This window comes from Comamonas sp. BIGb0152, assembly GCF_024809975.1.
GTDB lineage: Bacteria > Pseudomonadota > Gammaproteobacteria > Burkholderiales > Burkholderiaceae_C > Comamonas.
Genome location: NZ_JANUDY010000005.1, coordinates 61,473 through 82,449, shown reverse-complemented (window position 1 = coordinate 82,449; position 20,977 = coordinate 61,473). Strand labels below are relative to the sequence as shown.

Here is a 20,977-nt window from a genome sequence, read left to right as displayed (position 1 = left end):
GGCAGCTGCGCGGGCAGCGCGATGCCGGCCCAGGCTTTGCAGACCCCATCCATGGCGACCCCCCACTTTTCCGCTTTAAAAAACACCTTGTGCCGCGCAGCGGGCGCGTCTGCCGTACAGGCGCGGCGCTTGCGCCAGTGGCTGGCAGCGCGCAGCAAAAAGCAATGGCTGCTGGCAGTCGCGGCCTTGCCGGTCTTGCTGCTGCTTTATGTGCTGCTGCTGATTCCGCTCACCCCCTCGATCGGCGATATCCAGAAAAACAAGGTCGAGGCGCCCACCCAGCTGCTGTCGGCCGATGGCAAGGTGCTGGCGCAGTACAAGCGCGCCAACCGCGAATGGGTGGCCCTCAAGGACATCTCCCCCAACGTCATCAACGCGCTGATTGCGACCGAAGACCACCGCTTTTATGAGCATGGCGCGCTCGATTGGCGCCGCACCTTTGGCTCGGTGCTGCACACGGCGATGGGCCGGCCCCAGGGCGGATCGACCCTGACCCAGCAATTGGCGCGCAATATGTTCCCCGAGGAAATCGGCCGCGCCCGCTCGCTCAACCGCAAGCTCAAGGAGGCCGTGACCGCCTACAAGATCGAATCCGCCTACACCAAGGACGAGATTCTGGAGACCTACCTCAATACCGTGCCCTTTCTCTACAACGCCTTTGGCATCGAGATGGCCGCGCGCACCTATTTTGACAAGCCCGCCCAGAAGCTGAGCGTGCTCGAAGCCGCCACCCTCGTCGGCATGCTCAAGGGCACCAGCTACTACAACCCCGTGCAAAACCCCGAGCGGGCCCAGCAGCGCCGCAACACCGTGCTGGCGCAGATGAACAAGCACGGCAAGCTCAGCGACCCAGATTTTGAAGCCTTCAAAAAGCGCGGCATCAAGCTCGATTTTGAGCGCCAGGATGAGGCCGTGGGCATGGCGCCGCATTTTGCGCAGGCGCTGCGCAAATGGCTGATCGAATGGGCCGACGCCAACGACTACAACATCTATGCCGATGGCCTGGTGGTGCAGACCACCATCGATTCGCGCGCGCAGCAATGGGCCAACCAGGCCGTGGTGCGCCAGGGGCGGCAGCTGCAGGTGACCGCCAATGGCCTGTGGAGCAACCGCAACCAGTGGACGGCGAAGAACCCGCTGGTGCAAAGCTTTGTGCGCGAAAGCGCCGTCTACCGCCAGGCCGTGGCCGATGGCCAGGACAAGGACGAAGCGCTGCAGCGCCTGCTGGCCGATGCCGACTTTATGGCCAACCTGCGCCAAGACAAGGTGCGCGTGCAAGTGGGCTTTATGGCCATGGACCCGCGCAACGCCCATGTGCTGGCCTGGGTCGGCAGCCGCGACTTTGCCATCGACCCGTTTGACCATGTCTCGCAAGCCCGCCGCCAGCCCGGCTCCACCTTCAAGCCCTTTGTGTACGGTGCGGCGCTGCTCAATGGCGCCTTGCCCACGGACCAGCTGATGGACGAAGCCGTGCGCATTCCGCTGGGCGGCGGGCAGTTCTGGCGGCCGACCGATGGCGGCCCGCCGTCTGACCAACCGATGACCCTGGCCGATGGCCTGGCCTACTCCAAGAACACCATCACCGCCCAGGTCATGGCCAAGGTAGGCCCCGCCAAGGTGGCCAAGCTGGCGCGCGCCCTGGGCATCCGGGACAGCAAGCTCGAAGAAGTGATGTCGCTGGCGCTGGGCACCAGCCCGGTCACCCTGCAAGAGATGGTCAGCGCCTATTCCACCTTGGCCAACGGCGGCGGCTACCGCGCGCCGGTCATGGTCACCCGCATCAGCGACCGCGAAGGCAAGGTGCTGGCCGAGTTTGAGCCGCCCGCGCCAGAGGTGGCGCTGGACAGCGGCGTGGCTTATGCCTTGCTCGACATGATGCGCGGCGTCATCACCAAGGGCACCGGCCGGGGTGTGGCGCGCTATGGCGTCAGCGGCGACTGGGTGGGCAAAACGGGCACCACCCAGGACAATGCCGACGGCTGGTTCATGCTGGCGCACCCCGATTGGGTGGGCGGCGCCTGGGTGGGCTTTAACGACAGCCGCGTGCAGCTCAACGACTACTGGGGCCAGGGCGCCCACAGTGCGCTGCCGGTTGTTGCCGAAGTGGCCGCCGCATCGCAGCGCGCCAAGCTGGTGCAGGCGCAGGCCCGCTTCGAGATGCCGGCCGAGAACAACACCTTTGTGCAGCGCCTGCGCAGCTGGATGCTGGGCTTTGGCGGCAGCAAAGAGCCGGTCGATCCGTTTGAGCAACCGCCTGCGATGCAGCCGCTGCCCGATCGCGGCAACCCCGGCGATGCCCCTGTTATTGACGACCCCGAGGCCAGGCCGATAGGCCAGGGCGGCGCCGGCCCGCGCGGACCCAGCGGCGAAGGCGATTACCCCGTCTTCCAGAACAACCCGCCTGCCACACAGCAGCCGCAGATGCCCACGCAGCGCCCGGCCGATCCGAGCCAGCCGCAACCGGGTGTCGTGGTGCCTGGAAGTTCTGCCAACCCCCTGCCGTCCAACCAGGCACCGGCGGCCCCCGCTTTCCCGGGCAGCGCCACCGCGCCCCAGGGCCAGCCATCGGGCAACCCGCCGCCTATCGAGCGCGGCGTGGTCGTCTCGCCCGTGTCATCGGGCGCTGCCGGCCAACCGGTGCCCACGGCCGATGGCGGCATGGTTTGGCGCCGGGCCACGCCGTCTGGTGCAGCGGCCCCGCAGTCGGGCAATGCAGGCATTGCGGCGGGCGAGATTAACTGAGCGCCTGAGCAGGCGCTAAACCCCCAGTCACTAGGAGGATGTCCATGGTCTTCAACAACAGCCGCCAGCCCCGCTGGCCATGGATGCGCGCCGCATGCCTAGGCATCGCGGTATTTGCATCTACTGCGGCCATGGCCGTAGACAACCCCGATGCCCCCGACCGCTTGGCCGCGTTTGAGCAGCGCATCCAGCCGCTGGAGGCCGCCATCAGCAACCAGAACACGACGGCAGACATGCTGCGCGCCAGCAACGCCTATGCCAAACAGCTCGATGTAGAGCTGAACCAGACCTACCGCGAACTGATGGCCAAGCTGGGCGCCCCCGCCGCCCAAAAGCTGCGGGTTGCCCAGCGCGGTTGGCTGAGTTTTATGACGACGGAGGCCGCCTTTATCGACGGCACCTGGAACGCCCAGGATTTTGGCAGCGCCTCAGCGCTCTCGCGCAGCGAGTACCGCAACAGCTTGACCAAGGCGCGCATCGTCCAGCTGCTGGGCTACCTGCGGTCCTATCCTTGACGAAGGATGTGTGCGGTCACTCTTCAATGACTTCATGCACACCAGTGCTTCCGCGCTTCCAGTAGGCCGCTGCCTTGGTCCATTTCGGGTGGGCGCCATGTTCGGCAATCAGGGCAGCGCGCAGCGCCTTGGCGGCCGTCGATTCCAGCGCCACCCAGTTGTAATAATCGCCAGCAGGCGCATCGATCTGGCGCAAAGCCGCTAGCAGCCCCTGCACATCGCCGGCGGGCTGGCCCTTGCGGTGCACCCAATGCACCTGCAGATCGGCAGCGCTGTCCAGCGCTTGCTCATCGGCCGCGTCATTCACTTCCACCACCACCACGGCGCGGGTGCCCGCTGGCAGCTCGCGCAGGCGGCGCGCAATCGCTGGCAGCGCCGCATCGTCGCCAATCAGCAAGTGGCCATCAAACGCCGTGGGCACGATAAAGGAGCCACGCGGCCCCGCAATGCCTAGCGCATGCCCAGGGGCCGCCTGCAGCGCCCAGGCCGTAGCCGGCCCGGCCTCATGCACCGCAAAGTCAATCGACAAAGTCTGCGCCTGCGCATCGTAAGAGTGGGGCGTGTAGTCCCGCATGGCCTCGCGCATCGCCGGCGGCAAGCCTTCGGTACCGGGTGGCGGCAGTTGCAGCTCGCCATTGGCATCCGGAAACAGCAGCTTCACATGGTCATCAAAGCCCAGGCTGCTAAAGCCCGCCAGGTCCGCACCCTGCAAACGGATGCGCAGCATATGCGGTGTCAGCTGCTCCACCGATTCGACGGTGGTGCGGCGCAGCTTGATCTCATGGCGCGCCCGCTCAGGCGCACGTGCGGCCAGCAGTTCAGCAGAGGGGGGAGTGGGAAGGCTCAGTTGCAAGGGCATGGTGTGTTCAATCCGTGTCTAAGATATATCTTTTATCTTAAATGAGAACCATTCCTGCGGCTAGCAGCCTGGTGGCAATCCCTGGTTGGGGTGTGGCTTTGGCGGGGGTGGGGTTGTCAAAGGGTGGGCGGTGTGCGCAAGCTGGAGTAGTCCTGCAGTGATGCGGCGGTTTGTAGATGGCGTGCAGGGCTTCAATGGCTTGCTTTTGAAAAAGGTAGGACTGCAAACGACCCTTTGCGGAAGTTCACCGTCCTCGGAAGCTGTTGGTCAAGTCTTCAGCAGTTCCGACCATGGAGAACTCTTTATCGCCGAAATTGCTTCGTTTGCTCCATATTTCCGGCGCTGTTGCATAACTCGAATTGAGGCCGAGTCTCCCCCACCCCAGACGGAGTTATGCCACGCGCACAGTCTGGGGCGTACCCAGGCTGGTGAACCTGTTGAGGATCGATGCTCGTATGTGCAGCTCAGTCACCTGCCGCTCAAAGTCCCGAGCCATCACGTGTTCGCCCAATCTCTTGAAGCATCCCATCTTGGTCTCTACAAGGCAGCGGCGGTGATAGCCGCTCCATTTCATCCAGATGGAGCGGCCTAGCCTGCGCGTCGCCCTCAAGATTTCGTTTCTCGCCCGCGCCACTGCCTTGTCATCTGCCCAGGGCTTGGCATTCTTGCGTGTGGGGATGATCGCCGCGGCCTGACGACTGGCGATGGCCTCGTGGCAAGCCTTGGTGTCATAGGCACCATCGGCGCTCACCGAATGCAGCGGCTCTTCCTCAGGAAGCTGCGCCAGCAACTCCAGCAGCATCGGTGCATCGCCAATGGCGTTGTCGGTGATCTCGATGGCACGGATCTCCAAGGTCTTAGCATCGATGCCTAGGTGCACCTTGCGCCACTGCCGGCGATAGTCGGCCCCGTGCTTCTTCGTGTTCCCCTCGCCTTCGCCCAGCATTTTCACGCCGGTGCAGTCGATCAGCAGGTGCAGCCTCGCGCTGCTGCGGCGCGCTGCGATGGCCACACTCAGCGCCTTCTGGCGCCGCGACAGGGTGCTGTAGTCGGGCACGCCCCAGTCCAGCCGGGCCAGCTTGATCAGGCCCTCGGCCAGGCCGTTGCTTGACGAAGGCCCAGCCCAAACATGCACTTCAATGTCAGGCAGAACTGGACCGCAGCGTCGCTGAACACAGCAGGGCGACCTGGCCGACCACTGGCAGGAGCTTGCCATTGGAGGTCGGCATCGAGCCAGACCATCAACGATCCTCTGCGCTTGAGCGCCTCGTTGTACTCACTCCAATTCGTCGTGCGGTACTTTGCCTGCGGTGGCTTGCTCATCCCCCGAGCCTACCCAAGTTCACGCCTCGAACTCGGCCCAGCGAGGGAGTTATGCAACAACGCCTGCATTGCCCGCAAGGGCAGGAGCAGATACAAGGGGCAAGGGCGGATACAAGGCCGCAAGCACTAGGTCAGTCGCCACCCTGTCTGTGTCTGTGTCTGTGTGGTTGTGCATAGCTGAAGGCTTTTGGCGTCATAGCCAGAATTGGCATTGACTTCAAGTGCGCTTCAATTTCTAGACTGCAGGCCATTTCCTGTTCTTCTTGATCTGGCGGATATGCAAGCACAACCCCATCACACCTCCTGGCGCAACATCGCACTGGCCATCTTTGCCGCGCTGAACGCCGCTTTTCAGATTGGCAAGGCCATCATCGCGCTGCCGCTCCTGCAGGGCGCGCCGTTGTATCTGAGCCTGCGGGAGACCGGGCTCGTCATCTCCTCCCTGGCCATTGTGGGCGCCTTGCTGGCCATGCCGCTGGGCTTGCTGGTTTCGCGCTTCGACGCGCGCAAGGTGCTATGCGCCGGTGTGGCGGTGCTGGCATTGACCAACTTTGCCGGGGGCTTTACCACGGGGCTTGGGCTGTTGATCGCCTCGCGCGTCGTAGAAGGCATTGCAGTCGTGGTGCTGCTGATCTGCGCATCGAGCATGGTGGGGCGCCAGGCTGCGCCACGGGAGCGGGATCTGGCCATGGCGCTATCGAGCACGGCAGTGCCCAGCGGTATTGCCCTCATGATGCTGGGTGCCACCGTGGCGGCGTCGCTGGGTTACCCCGTGTCCTGGCAGCTGCTGTGGCAGCTCAATGGCTGGCTGGCCGTGACCAGTGGCGTGGTGCTGTGGCTGTGCCTGCCTGCCATGCCGGCGCTGGCGTCAACGGCTCCAGGCAGCGGCGCATGGAACGCTATCCGCCGTGTGGCCCAGGCGCAGGGGGCGCAGCTCATCGCCCTCTGTTTTGCAACGTACGCGATGATCTATTTCGCGTTCTCGGGCTTTCTGCCCCTGCTGCTGCGCGATCTGCTGGGCCTGTCGGCACGGCAGGCGGGTTATGTGAGCGCGGCCATCGTGGCGGTCAATGTGCTGGGCAATATCAGTGCCGGTGCGCTGATGCGGCGTGGCGTGGCGCCGCGCTGGTTGGTGGGGGCGGGCTTCACCATCGGTGCGGTGTGCATTTCGCTGCTGTTCTGGGTGCCACTGCCCATGCAGGCGTCCGTGGCCGTTGCCATGCTGATGACCGGGTGCATGGGCGCCATCCCCGGAGCCCTGACAGCAGGCGCGCCCAAGGCCGCGCCCAGCGCGGCGCTGGTGCCGCCCACCATCGGCTTCATGCTGCAGGGTAGCTATGTGGGGCAGTTGCTCGGGCCGCTGGCGGCCGGCGTGCTGGCCCAGGCAGGAGGGTGGACGACGGTGGCCTGGATGCTGCTGGCTCTGGCCGCCTGCGGCGTGTGGCTGGCCCGCAAACTGTGAGGAGGGCTGCGCGCTGCGGGCGCGAGCAGCACGCCCGGGGCCACGATCTGAGCGCAGTCTGAACACCGTTTGGCGCGAGCTGCTGCGTTGTCTTCTTCGTCAATGGCGACAGCGATTACAGCGATTGCCTTCAACAGGTGCCTTGCGGTGCATCCCGATCCACGTCCAGCCCATGCGGTGAGTGCTCTGCAGCGCATCCCTGGCAGCTTTCGTCCTGCGCTGGCACCAACCGGTCGCCCAGCCAGACCCGGGGGCCGGCGCCTTTTTCCGCAATGCAGTCGGCGTGGTTGAAGACATTGCACACCTTCATCGACAGGCAGCCGCAGCCAATGCAGTTATCCAGGCTTCTGCGCAGGTGCATCAACTCCTGAATGCGTTCATCGACGCGGTTGACCCAGGTTTTCGAGATGCTGCTCCACTCATCGCCCGTAGGCGCATGGTGCTTGGGCAGTCCGTCAAGCTGCGCAGCAATTTCTTCAAGCTGAAAGCCCAGGCGCTGGGCAAACACGATGTAGGCCACCCGCCGCAGGCTGGAGCGCCGGTAGCGGCGGTGGCCCGCGCCGCTGCGCACGGATTCGATCAGGCCCAGTGATTCGTAGTACCGCAGTGCGGAGGCGTTAACCCCGCTGCGCTGCGCAATCATGCCGATGGGCAGCAGTTCATCATCCCCAGGATTCATGGTGGTAATCCATTTTTCAATTGACTTAAAGCTTACTTTAACTTGAAAAATGCGATTCAGCAACGGGCAAAAGCAGGGTTTGTCTCTGTGTGGTCATTGCGGCCACGCTCGTGCTTTGCCTTCATGCCTGCCAAGGCTCTGGTCTGGCGGGCCCACGGATAGGGCTCCTGAATCGCATATGCGTTCAGGAGCCTGCCGTCCATTCATGGAATTGAACAATGACATCAGCAATCAGCGCGCACTGGGTTGTGCGTACCGGTCTGGCAACTGCGGCCAGCATGGCGCTAGTTGGTTTGACCGCCTGCAAGCAAGCCAGCGGGGGGAGTGAATCCGCCGCCGCAGGCGAGCCGCCGCCAGCGCAGGTCAGCACGGCGCAGGTGCAATTGCACCCGGTGCAGCAGTGGGACAGCTTCAATGGCCGCATTGCCGCCAAGGAGAGTGTGGACATCCGCCCGCGCGTGGGCGGCTATATCGACAGCGTGAGCTTCAGCGAAGGGCAGGCCGTGCGCAAGGGGCAGGTGCTGTTCACCATTGATGCAAGGCCCTACAAGGCAACGCTGGCGAGCGCCCAGGCCCAGTTGCAGCGCGCCAAGGCGGCGCAGGCCCTGGCCAAAACGCAAGATCGGCGGGCCCGCGACCTGCTGGTAGACCGCGCCATCTCCGCCGAAGAGGCCGACAACCGTGCAGGCACCCTGGCACAGACCTCGGCAGAAGTGATGGCTGCCGAGGCCGCCGTGGCCGCCGCCCAGCTAGATCTGGGCTTTACCGAGGTGCGCTCGCCTATCACCGGCGTAGCGGGCCGGGCCGTGTTGACGGCGGGCAACCTGGCCCAAGCCAACCAGAGCGTGCTGTCCACCGTGGTGTCGCAAAACCCCGTGTATGTGTACTTTGATGCCGACGAGCAAAGCCTGCTGCGCAGCAGGCAGCAGGCGGTAACGGGCAAGAATGAGGCCAAGAGTGCGGGCGGGAGCAGGGGTGCGGGAGCCGCGCAGGTGCGCATTGGCCTAGCCAACGAAGAAGGCTTTCCGCACACCGGGCAGGTGGGTTTCACCGACAACCGGCTCGATCCGCAGACGGGCACGCTCACCGTGCGCGCCACGCTCGCCAACGACCGTGGCCTGTTCACCCCCGGCATGTTTGCTCGCGTGCAGATGCAGGGGCGCAACGATTTTCAGGCCGTATTGATCGACGACAAGGCGGTGCTGACCGACCAAGACCGCAAATACGCCTACGTGGTGGGCGAGGGCGGCCGCGCAGAGCGGCGCGAGCTGAAGCTCGGCCGCGTGTTCGAGGGCCGGCGGATTGTGGAGGCGGGCCTGCAGGCGGGCGACCAGTTGGTGGTGGCGGGCATGCAGCGCATCTACTACCCAGGCATGCCGCTGGCCCCCAAGCCACAGGCCGAGGCGGGCCAGCCCGTAGCGGCTCTTTCAGAAGAAGAACCGGCCGCAGCGCCCGGCCAATAAGCGGAGGCTGCTATGGATTTTTCAAAATTCTTTATTAACAGGCCGATCTTTGCCATCGTGCTGTCGGTGATCATGTTCGCCGTCGGTCTGATCGCCATTCCGCAACTGCCATCGGGCGAATACCCCGAAGTGGTGCCCCCGAGCGTGGTGGTGCGCGCCACCTACCCGGGTGCCAACCCCAAGGAGATTGCCGAATCGGTGGCTGTGCCGCTGGAAGAGGCCATCAATGGCGTTGAAGGGCTGATGTACATGAAATCGGTCGCCGCGTCGGATGGCAGCCTGCAGGTCGTCTCCACCTTCCGCCCCGGCACCGACCCCGATGCAGCCGCCGTGCGCGTGCAAAACCGCGTGAGCCAGGCGCAAAGCCGCCTGCCCGAGGAAGTGCGGCAATACGGCATTACCACGCAAAAGCAATCGGCGACGCCGCTGATGTACGTGGGCCTTGCATCGAACGACGGCAAGCTCGACACGCTCTACCTGCGCAACTACGTCACCTTGAAGGTCAAGGACGAGCTTGCGCGCCTGCCCGGCATTGGCGATGTGGGCGTGTACGGCTCGGGTGACTACGCCATGCGCATCTGGCTTGACCCGGACAAGGTGGCGGCCCGTCAACTGACGGCCAACCAGGTGATTGCCGCCATCCGCGAGCAGAACGTGCAGGTCTCCGCGGGCCAGTTGGGCGCCGAGCCCAGCACCAAGGGCACGGAGAAATTGCTGTCGATCAATGTGCAAGGCCGCCTCAAGACCGAGCAGGAGTTTGGCGACATTGTTCTGAAAACCGGCGCCGACGGCCAGATCGTGCGCCTTGCCGATGTGGCCCGCATCGAGCTGGGCGCCAGCGACTACACCCTGCGCGCCGCGCTGGACAACCAGAACATGGCAGCCATCGGCATCTTTCTGACGCCAGGCGCCAATGCGCTGGGCGTGGCCGACGAGGTGTACAAGACGCTCGACCGCCTCTCGGCCACCCTGCCGCAGGGCGCATCGTTCGAGTACCTGTGGGACCCGACGGTGTTCGTGCGCGACTCCATCCAGGCGGTGCAGCGCACCCTGATCGAGGCGGTGATTCTGGTGGTGCTGGTCGTCATCGTCTTTTTGCAGACCTGGCGCGCCTCCATCATCCCGCTGCTGGCCGTGCCCGTGTCCATCGTCGGCACCTTCGCCTGGCTCTACCTGCTGGGTTACTCGATCAACACCCTGACCCTCTTCGGGCTGGTACTGGCCATCGGCATTGTGGTGGACGACGCCATCGTGGTGGTGGAGAACGTGGAGCGCTTCATTGAAAAAGGCCACAGCCCGCGTGAGGCTGCGCACCTGGCGATGAAGGAAGTGTCCGGCCCCATCATCGCCATTGCACTGGTGCTATGCGCAGTGTTCGTGCCTATGGCGTTTCTCGACGGCATCACCGGCCAGTTCTACAAGCAGTTTGCGGTAACGATTGCGATCTCCACCGTTATCTCGGCGATCAACTCCCTCACGCTCTCGCCAGCGCTGGCTGCCAAGCTGCTGCAAGGCCACGGCGCGCGCAAGGATTGGTTGGCACGCGGGATGGATGCGGGCCTGGGCTGGTTCTTTCAGCGGTTCAACCGCATGTTCAATCGCAGCGCAAACGGTTATGAAAACGTTGTGGGGCGCTCGTTCAAGATGCGCGGGGTGGTATTTGTGGTGTACGTGGCGCTATTGGGCGGCACGGCCTGGCTGTTCAACACCGTGCCCGGCGGCTTCATACCCATGCAAGACAAGCTCTACCTCTTTGCTGGCGCCAAGCTGCCCGAAGGCGCATCGCTCAGCCGCACCGATGAGGTGACGCGGGAGCTGACCAAACATGCGCTCTCGGTGGAAGGCGTGCATTCCGTGCCCGCATTCGCTGGCCTTAACGCCTTGCAGGGCACCAACACGCCCAACCTGACGAGCGCTTACGTCATCCTCAAACCCTTTGGCGAGCGCCAGCGCAGCGCCGCCGACATCAGCGCAGAGCTGAACGGCAAGCTCTCGGGCATGGATGGCGGCTTTGGCTACGCGCTCATGCCCCCGCCCATCCAAGGGTTGGGCAATGGCTCGGGCTACTCGCTGTTCCTGGAAGACCGGGCGGGCCTGGGCTATGCTGCACTGCAGCAGGCACTGGGTGCCTTCCAGGCCGAAATCGCCAAGACGCCGGGCATGCATTACCCGGTGAGCGCCTACCAGTCGAACATTCCGCAGCTGGAGGTGAAGGTGGACCGCACCAAGGCCAAGGCACAAGGTGTGGCGCTGAACGACCTGTTCCAGACGCTGCAGGCCTACCTGGGCTCGGTGTATGTCAATGACTTCAACGCCTTTGGCCGCGTGTACCGCGTCATGCTGCAGGCCGATGCTGATTACCGCCAGACTGCAGAAGACATTGGCAGGCTGCAGACCCGCAACAGCCGCGGCGACATGGTGCCGCTCGCATCCCTGGTGAGCGTGGAGCCCAGCTATGGGCCTGACCCGGTGCTGCGCTACAACGGCTTTCCGGCTGCCGACCTGATTGGCGACGCCGACCCGCATGTGTTCTCGTCCGCCGAAACGCTGGTCAAGCTGCGCGAGATTGCCGACCGGGTGCTGCCCCCGGGCATCGAACTGGCCTGGACGGAAATGAGCTACCAGCAGGTCGAGCAAAGCCATGCGGCGGCGATCGTCTTTGCGCTGGCCGTCATGCTCGTGTTTCTGGTGCTGGCGGCGCTGTACGAGAGCTGGACGATGCCGCTCGCCGTCATCCTGATCGTGCCCGTGTGTATCTGCGCGGCGCTCTTTGGCGTGTGGCTCTCGGGCGGAGACAACAACGTCTTCGTGCAGGTGGGGCTGGTGGTGCTGATGGGGCTGGCCTGCAAAAACGCGATCCTGATCGTCGAATTTGCCCGCGAGCTGGAAATGCAGGGCGCCAGCATCTGGGACGCCGCGCGCGAGGCCTGCCGCCTGCGCCTGCGCCCCATCGTGATGACCTCGATTGCCTTCATCGCCGGGGCCGTGCCGCTGCTTGTTGGCCACGGCGCAGGCGCCGAGGTGCGTGCCGCCACCGGCATCACCGTGTTCTCGGGCATGTTAGGCGTCACCATCTTCGGCCTGTTCCTCACGCCCGTGTTCTACGTCACGCTGCGCAAGCTCAGCGGCACGCAACTGCGGCCCCACCCGCAAACCCCTTCTTCCGCTATTCCTCCCTCGGAGCATGTCCATGGCTAAACCCCTTCTGTTGAGCAGCATGACCCTGGCATGCAGCATGGCGCTGTCCGGCTGCGCCGTGGGGCCAGATTTCAAAAGCGCAGTACCCGCCGTGCAGACCCCCGCGCAGTTTGCCCGGCAGGAGGCGAGGGCGGATGCACCGCCACTGCCTTCTGTTGACGTGCGCGATGCCGCCTTCTGGCGCGAATTTGGCGACGACACCCTCACAACTCTGGTGCGCCAAGCACTGGGCGGCAACCACGATCTGGGCGCAGCCCTGGCGCGCCTGCAGGCCGCCGATGCGGTGCTGAACGAGGCGCAGATGGATCGCTACCCCACCGTCACCATGAATGCGGGCGCCACCCAGCAAAAGCAAAGCCAGGATCAACTCAGCCCCGGCCAGCCGCGCTCCACCCGCAGCTACAACGCAGGCATTGCCGCGCAGTGGGAGGTAGACCTGTTTGGCCGCGTGCGCCGCGCCGTGGAAGCGCAGCAGGCGCAGAGGCTGGCCACGCACGCCGACCTGGCTGCGCTGCAGGTAGTGATTGCCGCGCAGGTGGCCGACAGCTACGCGCAGTTGCGCGGAACCCAGTTGCGGCTGCAGATTGCCCAGGCCAACGCCCGCAACCAGCGCGACAGCCTGCAACTGGTAGAGCGGCGCCTACAGGCAGGCATGGCGACAGACCTGGACGCCAGCCGCGCCCGCGCCTTGCTGCTGGGCACCGAGGCGCGCATTCCCAACCTGCAGGCGCAGGCTGCCGTGCTGCAGCACCGCCTGGCCGTGCTGGCGGGCCTGCCGCCGGGTGATTTGATCGACATGCTGGGTAGCGCCCAGGCGCTGCCCCGCCTACCCGCAGTGCCCCGGGCAGACACGCCCGGCGAGCTACTGCGCCGCCGCCCCGACATTGCGGCTGCCGAGGCACGCCTGCACGCCGCCACCGCGCGCGTGGGCGTGGCCACGGCAGACCTGTTTCCACGCCTGTCCATCGGCGGGCTCCTGGGCAGCTTTGCGCTCGGCGGCAACGACCTCTTCAAGGGCAGCACCGCCACCAGCAGCGTCTTTCTGGGCGTGGACTGGTCGTTTCTGGATGTGGGCCGCGTGCGCGCCCGCATCGCGGCCAGCGAAGCGGGCGCCGCCGAATCCCTGGCGCAATACCAACAGAGCGTGCTGCAAGCCCTGGAGGAAACCGAAAACGCCCTGGTACGCGCCAACCGCAGCCGCGAAGAGCTGCAGGTATTGACCTCCGCCACGCAGCAGCGCGACAAGGCATCCAAACTCGCACAGCGCATGTACCAGGGCGGCACCATCGGCCTGTACGAAGTGCTCGACGCCCAACGCGAGCAACTCGCCGCCCAGGACGCCAGCTCACAAAGCCAGGTAGAAGCTCTGCGCAACAGCATTGCGGTCTACAAGGCGCTGGCGGGAGGGTGGCTGGCTGGGGGCGAGATGCGCGGGTTAGGGTATAGCGAAGGCTAAAAGGCCCTTGTGCATGAAACCAAAAGCCGCCTGAGTGAATGACTCTAGGCGGCTTTTTGAATGGATTGGGTTTCGCTGGGACGGTGGTTGCTTGTTGAAATCTTCTGCTCAACGTCTTGTGTGAGGGGCGTAATGAGTCAGAGATTGCTGATCGTCGCGCCCGTTTGATCGGCCTCTCCAGGCTGGGTACGGTCGTTCGCCGTTCCAAAGCGAATGTCAGCGGCTGCCGGAACCGGTCATTGACCTTCCTCGTGCGAAGCGATTCCCCTCGCCGCCGACAACTCTCAGCCGGTATCTGTAGCCAGCCCGGTCGACTCAAGAGGGAATGACCTTGGTCTTCGTGCAAAACTCCGTCGCCAATCGTCCTACGTCATATCGCCACGCGCCAGTCCGACTGACGAGGAGTTTTCCTTAGAGCTTGTGCCCCTTGAGCAGGGGGCATTGCGGCCAAAGCGGATCGAGGATGGCTGCTCACACCAAGTGCTTGTAAACCCGCTGTTGCTGGCATCCAGCACCCGGCATTGCACCGAGGCGGGCCGCCCCCTTCGGGGCGCCACGATGAAGGCATCACGCGCTCGAACACCGACTGATGCGCCTGGAATCCCTCAATCCTTGAGCAATCGCGCCTTCACCGTCCGCCCCTTGATCATTCAGCTATTGAATGTGCAAGAAAACGGCCAGCGGAGTGTCGAAGCCATGAATGGCAGGAGGTCAGACGAGCAAACCAGCTACCGCGACGGTATGGCAGGCGCTGCCGGCAACCACGAACAGATGCCAGATGCCGTGCGCGTGGCGCATGCTCGCCAGACGACGGTAGAACACTGTTCCTGCCGAATAGAGCAGTCCGCCGACGAGCAGCCAGGCCAGGGTCTGCGCACCATGGCGAAAGGCCACCGGCACCGCGCCCCCCAAGCTGAGCCAGCCAAGGCTGATGTACAGGGACAGGCGCGGCGGCGAATCGAAACCCAGTGCACGTATCGCACCCTGAAATGCGAGCCCCCATACGCCGCCAAGCAGCAGCCAAGCCCACAAGCTCGGGGGCGCCATCAACGCAAAGGGCGTGTGGCTGCCGGCAATCAGCAGGTAAATGCAGGCGTGGTCGATGCGCTGCCAGAAACGCTTGCGCACCCCGGTACAGCCATGAAAGAGGGCCGATGCGCCAAACAGCGCCGCCAGAGACAGGCCAAACACCACAGCGCCCACAATCTTGCGCGCATCGCCGCCGGCCACCGTTTCGCAGATGAGAACCACACTGGCCGCCAGGCCCACGGGCAGGGCTGCCAGATGACTCCAGGTATTGAACCGTTCGCCGGGCTGGCCCCAAACGGAAGGGCCGTGCGGCGAGCCTGCCTGCAAATCTTGCATGGAGCCTCCTGGCGCATGGCTGAGCAACGCCGGGCGCGGTGGCCCGACTCGGCCACCTTACGGCCCAGACGTGACAGGGCAATGATGGCAACGGACACGCCGGAGAGCCCGTCCACCGGACACCACACGACGCGCAGCGCTAAATTGAAACATCAGGCCTTGAAACCATCCTCATACCATCCATATAGATGGCATAAGGATGTTTCATGGCCACAACCACCTCCACCCCTCGCGTGAGCGAATCCGAGAAGCTCACCATCAATCTGGGCTATGTCGACCTGGGCCAAATCGACCTGCTGGTCGCCGAGGGCTTCTACGCAAACCGCAGTGATTTCATCCGTACAGCGATACGCAATCACCTGCGCAGCCACGCGGACGCGTTGCAACAGGTTGTCGCCCGCAAGATGCTGGTCCTGGGTATGCAGCATTTCTCCCAGGCCGATCTCATGCGAGTGCAGGCTGCCGGGGAAAAGCTGCAGATCCGGGTGCTGGGCTTGGCCAGCATCGCGCAGGACGTGCCTGCGCAGCTGGCCGCAGAAACCATCGAATCCATCACGGTGCTGGGAGCGCTCCAGGCCAGCCCCGCCGTTCGTGCCGCTCTGGCCGGCCGCATTACCTGAGAACCATTCCATGAAACAGCTTTTTCACGACATGCTGGGCGAGGCTACACGCCTGACGCGCACTGGCAATTTGCTGGAAGCAACCGAGCTGATTCAGCGCACGTTGCGAGGCGAAAGCGCGCCCGCGCCCGCGCCCCACGGCAAGACAGCCGCAACCAGTCCTAGGGAAGAAGGCTGGATCATCGATGCCGAAGCCCGTTTCATCGACGATGCTCCCGAACTCGCCGTGCCTGCGGGCTCATCGCAGGCAGACATCTCCGGCGACGAACAATGGCTGCGCGGCAGCTACTCGCACGGAGGCCGGCAGCTGGCCTATCGGCTGTATGTGCCGCCAGGCAGTGCACTGGAAGCGGGGCCTCGGCCGCTCGTCCTCATGCTGCACGGTTGCACCCAAGGGCCGGAAGACTTCGCCGCCGGCACGCGCATGAACGACCAGGCACGCAGAGCTGGTGTATTGGTGCTCTATCCTGAACAAACACAGCATGCGAACTCGCAAAAATGCTGGAACTGGTTCAAGGCCCAGCATCAGCAGCGAGGCCGGGGCGAGCCAGCACTGCTGGCAGGCCTCACACGCCAGATGGTGACTGACCATGGCGCGGACGCATCGCGTGTCTATGTCGCCGGACTATCGGCTGGAGGTGCAATGGCGGACATATTGGGACGCACCTATCCTGAGCTGTTCGCCGCCGTGGGTGTGCATTCGGGCTTGCCCGCCGGTGCTGCGTCCAATCTGCCATCAGCCCTCGAGGCGATGCGAAGAGGCGCAGCATCAGGCTCGGCCAGCGGTCCCAGCGTGTGTCCAGTGATCGTGTTTCACGGCGATGCCGACAAGACGGTGCACCACGACAACGGCGCGGCAGTAGTGAATGCTGCACGCAGCGCGCAAAGTCCCCAAGGCGCACCTCGCGTCATCCAGGGCCATGCGCCGAACCGCCAGCGATTCACCCGCTCTGCCTATGTCGCGGCCGACGGAAATACCGCCATTGAACACTGGCAACTGCATGGCGCAGGCCACGCATGGTCCGGCGGCAGCTCAGAGGGCAGCTACACCACGCCAGGAGGAATCGACGCCAGCGCCGAGATGCTGCGCTTCTTCCTTTCGCACAAGCGTGCTCACGGCTGATAACGCGCGGCACCGGCAGCGAGCCGCTTTTTCCCCTCCGCATCTACGCGTCCGTTGCACGGTTGTTCTGTATTTTGCAAGATGGCTGTCATGCAAAATGCGCAACCCAACATCAGAGCAGCCGCCAAAGAGGCTGAGCGCGAGCGCATCGTGCAGGCAGCAGCCCGCGCCATCCGGCATAGCGGCTACGACGCGACGGAACGGGAGTCGCCGACATCATGAAAGAGGCGGGTCTGACGCACGGCGCGTTCTATGCCCACTTCGAGTCCCGTGAAGCCCTGCTGGCCGAGGCTGCGGATCGTGCGGGAGCCGATTCCAATGCCTTCGCGGCCCGTGTCATTGCAGCGGCCGCGCTCGAACAGGCGTTGCAGGCACTCCGCGTCCGCTGTGGAGTGAAGCGGTCGTTTATGGAGGGCGTGTGAATGACGGCTACCAGCCTACACCAGCCGTTGAAGTGAACCAAGCCGCTGACCGCTTCTGGCCGATATGCGCCAGCAAGAGACTACAACATCTCAACCACCCGCTTCACTCACAGCCTTCAGGAATTGCTCCCCATCGTCAGTGCCGCGCAGCACCCATCACCCCGCCCCCACCCCCGCATACAACCCCCGCGTAAACGCCTCCTCAAACACCGAATACCCCGACCAGTCGCTGTGCGCAAAATGCAGGCGGCCGGTGCTCGGGGTGGGCAGGGCTTGGAGGCGTTCGCCGTTGATCAGCGCTGGGCGCTTGCCGCCCGTAATGGGCTGGCCGATATGGCTCAGCACCGTCTGTGTGCCGGGGCGGGGGATGGCCATCGCGTGGCCGTAGCGCATGACCTCGACATGGGTGGTTTTTTCGTAGATGTCGGCGTGTGCGCGGGCGAGGGTGGTCAGGGTTTGGTCGCGTGCGGCCTCCCAGCTTTGGGCCAGCAGCTGCTGGCGCGCGGCGCGTGGGCTGGCGCCGGGTTGGTTGCCGCCTAGCGCGCGGTAGCAGGTGAGGATGGTGGGCAATTGCTGCATGGCATTCAGGCGCTGGTGGCCGGCGTTGACGTAGCCCAGGCCGCCGTGGGCCACATCGTCATACAGCACATTGTCCCAGGCCAGTTCGGCGCCGGGGCGGTCGCGCAGCGGGGCGCGGATGTACACATTGGTCACCTGCCAGGGGGCCCAGTCCAGCGCCTCTACGGCGGCGCGCAGAAAGTCGGGCGGGTCCTGCACCACATGGGCCGCGATAAAGGTCGGCAGCGCCACGATGCAGTGCGCGGCCTGCCAGCGCTCCATGCTCTGGCTGGCGTGGTTAAAGCTGTCGATCTCCACGCCTTGGCGCGTCTCGGCGATGCGCATCACCGTGTGGCCGCTGTGCAGCCAGCCGGCGGCCTGCACCGGGGCAGCGAGCTGCTCGCTGAGCCAGCCATTGCCTTGCGGCCAGGTGAGCACGCTGTCATGCGCGTCGTCTTGCGTGCCCGGGGCCTGAAAGCCGTGGCGGCTGGCAAAGTAGTGCAGGCCGGCCCAGGCCGATACCTGGGCGCAGCCAGCGCCAAAGTCGTCCTGGCAGGCGTAGTCCAGGTACCAGCGCAGGTGCGGGTCGTCCAGCTGGTGCTGGGCCAGCCAGGTGTCAAAGCGGATGGCATCCAGCGCCTGGTGGGCGGGGGCCAGGCCACCCTGGGCCTGCCAGCTGCGCATCACCGGCATGCTGAAGGGCTGGGCGCGCATGGCGCTGTCCACCAGCTGGGCAAAGCGCTGGTACTGGGCGGTGGTGCTGGCGGCCACGTCCTGCGTGGGCAGCAGGCCTTCCTGCCATCCGCCATGGATAAAAAGGCGCTCCTGCGGGCTAAAGCACAGGTACTCGTCCTTGTACTGCCAGCGGCCCGCCACGCGCTGGCGCACGCCCAGCTCTTCAAGCAGATCCTGCACCTCGGGCGCGCTGTCGCCAGGTACCGGCAGGTAGTGGGCGCCCAGGGGGCAGCGCAGGCCCTGGACGGTGCCGCCACGGCTGTTGCCGCCGGCCTGGTCTTCCAGCTCCAGCAGCGCTACATCGCTGATGCCTGCCAGGCGCAAGGCGCGGGCAGCCGATAGCGCGGCAATGCCGCCACCGGCAATCAGCACCTGCACGCGGTGCGTGCGGCTGGGCGCGGGCAAGGGCAGGCCTTGCGCCAGGCGGTCGCGCATCGCATGACCACGCTCCCAGGCCTGGCCCACAAAGCCGCCTTGGATATGGGCGCTGCTGGTGCTCGGCGGCGCGGGCTTGCAGCCGGCCAAGGCGCTGCTGCCGGCCAGCGCGGCGGCGCCTTTCAGGACGGAGCGGCGTTGCATGGCTGTGCTGTGCGCGTTGTGGAGGGGTGCTGGGCCGTCATATCAGTGCGCCACCTTGCCCCATTCGCGCTCATAGGTGTGTACCAGCACCTGGTTGGACAGGCGGTTTACCTCGGTCGGTACCCGCGCCATGTCGGGCGGAAAATCAAACAGCAGCGGCAGGCTGGGCAGGCTCAAAAAGCGCATGCCGTCCGGCAAGGTCGTCGGCAGGCTCCAGGGCCGGCGGCTGGCAATCACAAAGCCCCATTCGCCAAAGCTGGGCACATGGGCGTGGTAGGGCGTGGCCTGCATGCCCACCGATTCAACGGTGGTCACCACGGTCCAGAAACTCTCGCGTGCAATCAGCGGCGAGGTGGTCTGGATCACCGCAAAACCGCTGGCCGCCAGGTGCTGGCTGAGCATGGCGTAAAAGCTGTTGGTAAACAGCTTGCCGACGGCAAAGTTGGTCGGATCGGGGAAGTCCACGATGATTACATCGAACACCTCGTCGGCCTTTTGCAGCCACTGGAAGGCGTCGGCATTGACGATGTGCACCTTGGGGTCGTTCAAGGCATTGCTGTTCAGCGCCTGCATGCTCGGCACGTTCTTGAACAGGTCGGTCATCTGCGGGTCCAGCTCCACCAGGGTCACCGATTCGACCGAGGGGTACTTCAGCACCTCGCGCACGGCCATGCCGTCGCCGCCGCCAAACACCGCCACCTTGCGCGGCGCGCCATAGCGGCTCATCACCGGGTGTACCAGGGCCTCGTGGTAGCGGTACTCATCGCTCTGGGCAAACTGCAGGTTGCCGTTCAGGTACAGGCGTGCGCCGCGCTTGCCCTGGGTCACCACAATGCGCTGGTAGGGCGTGGTACGGGTCAGCACAATCGGTTCTTGGTAGAAGTGGTCTTCGGTCAGCGACGTCAGCCGCTCTGCGCCCACCAGCCCGCCCAGCAAGGCGGCAATCACCAGGCCGCAGGCCAGCACGTGGCTGCCAAAGCGGCGCAGCTCGTCCTTGAAGAGAAACAGCGCCCACACCGCCACCAGCGCATTGAGCAGGCCAAACACCAGCCCCGTGCGGATCAAGCCCAGGTGCGGCACCAGCAGCAGCGGGAAGGCCAGCGACACCGCCAGCGCGCCCAGGTAGTCAAAGGTCAGCACCTTGGAGACCAGATCGCGCAGCACCACATTGCGCTTGAGGATGCGCATCACTAGCGGTATCTCCAGCCCCACCAGGGTGCCCACCACCATCACCGTGCCATACAGCATCCAGTGAAAAGCGCTGGGCACATAGGCGTTGACGATGGACAGCACGGCCGGCAAGGCGCCGCCCACCAGCGCCACCATCAGCTCGATGCGCAAAAAATGCCCTGGTAGCTCGCGCACCAGGTAGCGCGACAGCCAGGAGCCGATGCCCATCGCAAACAAATAGGTGCCGATGATGGTGCTGAACTGCAGCACCGAGTCGCCCAGCAGGTAGGACGCGAGAGCCGCTGCGGCCAGCTCGTACAAGAGGCCACAGGCTGCCACGACAAAGACGCTGAACAGCATCGCTACTTCCAGCGGGCTGGCGCGCCGCGCGGCGCCCCCAGGCTGGGCGGCGTGGCCAAACTCCAGCGCGTCGTCCGTGCCTAAAGCGCCTTGGGGGCGCGGGCTGGGCGATGCATGGGGGGAGGCGTTGGCAGAGGGGTTGTCAGGGCTGGAGGTCGACACGGGCGAACAGTGCAGGGACGGTGCCAGGCGCGCGGGCACCAGCAGCGTTGGCTAACAGGGGAAAAGGGCAGGTCGCCCGCGCAGATGCCAGGCGCTGCGGTAGCGGCCATCCGTGGCCATCCGTGGCCATCAGCGGTCATCAACGGGCGACAGCGGTGGCGGCCATACCAGCCGCAGCGGCTGGCG

Annotated in this window: 13 protein-coding genes and 2 pseudogenes; 9 read left to right on the top strand and 6 right to left on the bottom strand. The window is 64.9% G+C overall.

What is annotated here, in order from left to right; translation table 11 throughout:
• Positions 1–51: 51 nt before the first annotated feature.
• Both M2375_RS11370 and M2375_RS11365 read left to right on the top strand, forming a co-directional pair.
• Positions 52–2,742 carry a penicillin-binding protein 1A gene (locus M2375_RS11370; protein ID WP_259166411.1) on the top strand — a complete coding sequence of 897 codons (2,691 nt, stop codon included), beginning with the start codon at positions 52–54 and terminating at the stop codon, positions 2,740–2,742.
• A gap of 44 nt (positions 2,743–2,786) precedes the next feature.
• Positions 2,787–3,257 (top strand): lysozyme inhibitor LprI family protein, encoded by a 471-nt coding sequence (locus tag M2375_RS11365; RefSeq protein ID WP_259166407.1) that lies wholly within the window; start codon positions 2,787–2,789, stop codon positions 3,255–3,257.
• 16 nt (positions 3,258–3,273) lie between these two features.
• Here M2375_RS11365 and M2375_RS11360 read toward each other — a convergent pair whose 3' ends face one another.
• Together M2375_RS11360 and M2375_RS11355 are read right to left on the bottom strand one after the other, a co-directional pair.
• Complete coding sequence (locus tag M2375_RS11360) at positions 3,274–4,116, bottom strand: siderophore-interacting protein (RefSeq protein ID WP_259166400.1); 843 nt, start codon at positions 4,114–4,116, stop codon at positions 3,274–3,276.
• A 391-nt stretch (positions 4,117–4,507) separates the two neighbouring features.
• Positions 4,508–5,439, bottom strand: a pseudogene (locus tag M2375_RS11355) (IS5 family transposase).
• A gap of 277 nt (positions 5,440–5,716) precedes the next feature.
• Here M2375_RS11355 and M2375_RS11350 point away from each other — a divergent pair.
• Entirely contained in the window at positions 5,717–6,901 is a 1,185-nt protein-coding gene (locus M2375_RS11350) for a CynX/NimT family MFS transporter (protein WP_259166397.1), read from the top strand.
• Positions 6,902–7,031: 130 nt separating this feature from the next.
• Here M2375_RS11350 and soxR read toward each other — a convergent pair whose 3' ends face one another.
• Positions 7,032–7,580 (bottom strand): redox-sensitive transcriptional activator SoxR, encoded by a 549-nt coding sequence (gene soxR / locus M2375_RS11345; RefSeq protein ID WP_259166396.1) that lies wholly within the window; start codon positions 7,578–7,580, stop codon positions 7,032–7,034.
• Between the two features lie 218 nt (positions 7,581–7,798).
• Between soxR and M2375_RS11340 the strand changes: the two genes are divergently transcribed.
• From M2375_RS11340 to M2375_RS11330, 3 genes are read left to right on the top strand one after another with little or no spacing between them, the layout of a single operon-like run.
• Entirely contained in the window at positions 7,799–9,043 is a 1,245-nt protein-coding gene (locus M2375_RS11340) for an efflux RND transporter periplasmic adaptor subunit (RefSeq protein ID WP_259166387.1), read from the top strand.
• Positions 9,044–9,055: 12 nt separating this feature from the next.
• Positions 9,056–12,241, top strand: a complete 3,186-nt coding sequence (locus M2375_RS11335) for an efflux RND transporter permease subunit (protein WP_259166383.1) — start codon at positions 9,056–9,058, stop codon at positions 12,239–12,241.
• Positions 12,234–13,697: an efflux transporter outer membrane subunit gene (locus tag M2375_RS11330; RefSeq protein WP_259166380.1), complete on the top strand. Its 1,464-nt coding sequence runs from the start codon at positions 12,234–12,236 to the stop codon at positions 13,695–13,697. Before M2375_RS11335 ends, M2375_RS11330 begins: the two co-directional genes overlap by 8 nt.
• Positions 13,698–14,408: 711 nt before the next feature.
• On the opposite strand, the gene M2375_RS11325 is transcribed toward M2375_RS11330, so the two are convergent.
• Positions 14,409–15,062 (bottom strand): hemolysin III family protein, encoded by a 654-nt coding sequence (locus M2375_RS11325; RefSeq protein ID WP_259166379.1) that lies wholly within the window; start codon positions 15,060–15,062, stop codon positions 14,409–14,411.
• A gap of 206 nt (positions 15,063–15,268) precedes the next feature.
• Between M2375_RS11325 and M2375_RS11320 the strand changes: the two genes are divergently transcribed.
• From M2375_RS11320 to M2375_RS11310, 3 genes and pseudogenes are all read left to right on the top strand, one after another.
• The gene (locus tag M2375_RS11320; protein WP_013801892.1) at positions 15,269–15,682 is read left to right on the top strand and encodes a CopG family transcriptional regulator; all 414 of its coding nucleotides are present in this window, start codon (positions 15,269–15,271) and stop codon (positions 15,680–15,682) included.
• 10 nt (positions 15,683–15,692) lie between these two features.
• Positions 15,693–16,805, top strand: a complete 1,113-nt coding sequence (locus M2375_RS11315) for a PHB depolymerase family esterase (RefSeq protein ID WP_259166357.1) — start codon at positions 15,693–15,695, stop codon at positions 16,803–16,805.
• 90 nt (positions 16,806–16,895) lie between these two features.
• Positions 16,896–17,182 (top strand): annotated as a pseudogene (locus M2375_RS11310) (TetR/AcrR family transcriptional regulator); the annotation flags it as partial.
• A 201-nt stretch (positions 17,183–17,383) separates the two neighbouring features.
• On the opposite strand, the gene M2375_RS11305 reads toward M2375_RS11310, so the two are convergent.
• A complete protein-coding gene (locus M2375_RS11305; RefSeq protein WP_259166354.1) occupies positions 17,384–19,099 on the bottom strand; it encodes an FAD-dependent oxidoreductase in 1,716 nt (571 codons plus the stop codon).
• A gap of 42 nt (positions 19,100–19,141) precedes the next feature.
• Entirely contained in the window at positions 19,142–20,629 is a 1,488-nt protein-coding gene (locus M2375_RS11300; RefSeq protein WP_259167711.1) for a polyamine aminopropyltransferase, read from the bottom strand.
• Between the last annotated feature and the right edge of the window lie 348 nt (positions 20,630–20,977).

Bases quoted from the DNA above. Each gene is read 5' to 3' on its own strand.
- M2375_RS11370 (WP_259166411.1), top strand. From the start codon at position 52: ATGGCGACCCCCCACTTTTCCGCTTTAAAAAACACCTTGTGCCGCGCA.
- soxR (WP_259166396.1), bottom strand. From the start codon at position 7,580: ATGAATCCTGGGGATGATGAACTGCTGCCCATCGGCATGATTGCGCAG.
- M2375_RS11325 (WP_259166379.1), bottom strand. From the start codon at position 15,062: ATGCAAGATTTGCAGGCAGGCTCGCCGCACGGCCCTTCCGTTTGGGGC.
- M2375_RS11340 (WP_259166387.1), top strand. From the start codon at position 7,799: ATGACATCAGCAATCAGCGCGCACTGGGTTGTGCGTACCGGTCTGGCA.
- M2375_RS11350 (WP_259166397.1), top strand. From the start codon at position 5,717: ATGCAAGCACAACCCCATCACACCTCCTGGCGCAACATCGCACTGGCC.
- M2375_RS11315 (WP_259166357.1), top strand. From the start codon at position 15,693: ATGAAACAGCTTTTTCACGACATGCTGGGCGAGGCTACACGCCTGACG.
- M2375_RS11335 (WP_259166383.1), top strand. From the start codon at position 9,056: ATGGATTTTTCAAAATTCTTTATTAACAGGCCGATCTTTGCCATCGTG.
- M2375_RS11360 (WP_259166400.1), bottom strand. From the start codon at position 4,116: ATGCCCTTGCAACTGAGCCTTCCCACTCCCCCCTCTGCTGAACTGCTG.
- M2375_RS11320 (WP_013801892.1), top strand. From the start codon at position 15,269: ATGGCCACAACCACCTCCACCCCTCGCGTGAGCGAATCCGAGAAGCTC.
- M2375_RS11365 (WP_259166407.1), top strand. From the start codon at position 2,787: ATGGTCTTCAACAACAGCCGCCAGCCCCGCTGGCCATGGATGCGCGCC.
- M2375_RS11305 (WP_259166354.1), bottom strand. From the start codon at position 19,099: ATGCAACGCCGCTCCGTCCTGAAAGGCGCCGCCGCGCTGGCCGGCAGC.
- M2375_RS11330 (WP_259166380.1), top strand. From the start codon at position 12,234: ATGGCTAAACCCCTTCTGTTGAGCAGCATGACCCTGGCATGCAGCATG.
- M2375_RS11300 (WP_259167711.1), bottom strand. From the start codon at position 20,629: ATGCTGTTCAGCGTCTTTGTCGTGGCAGCCTGTGGCCTCTTGTACGAG.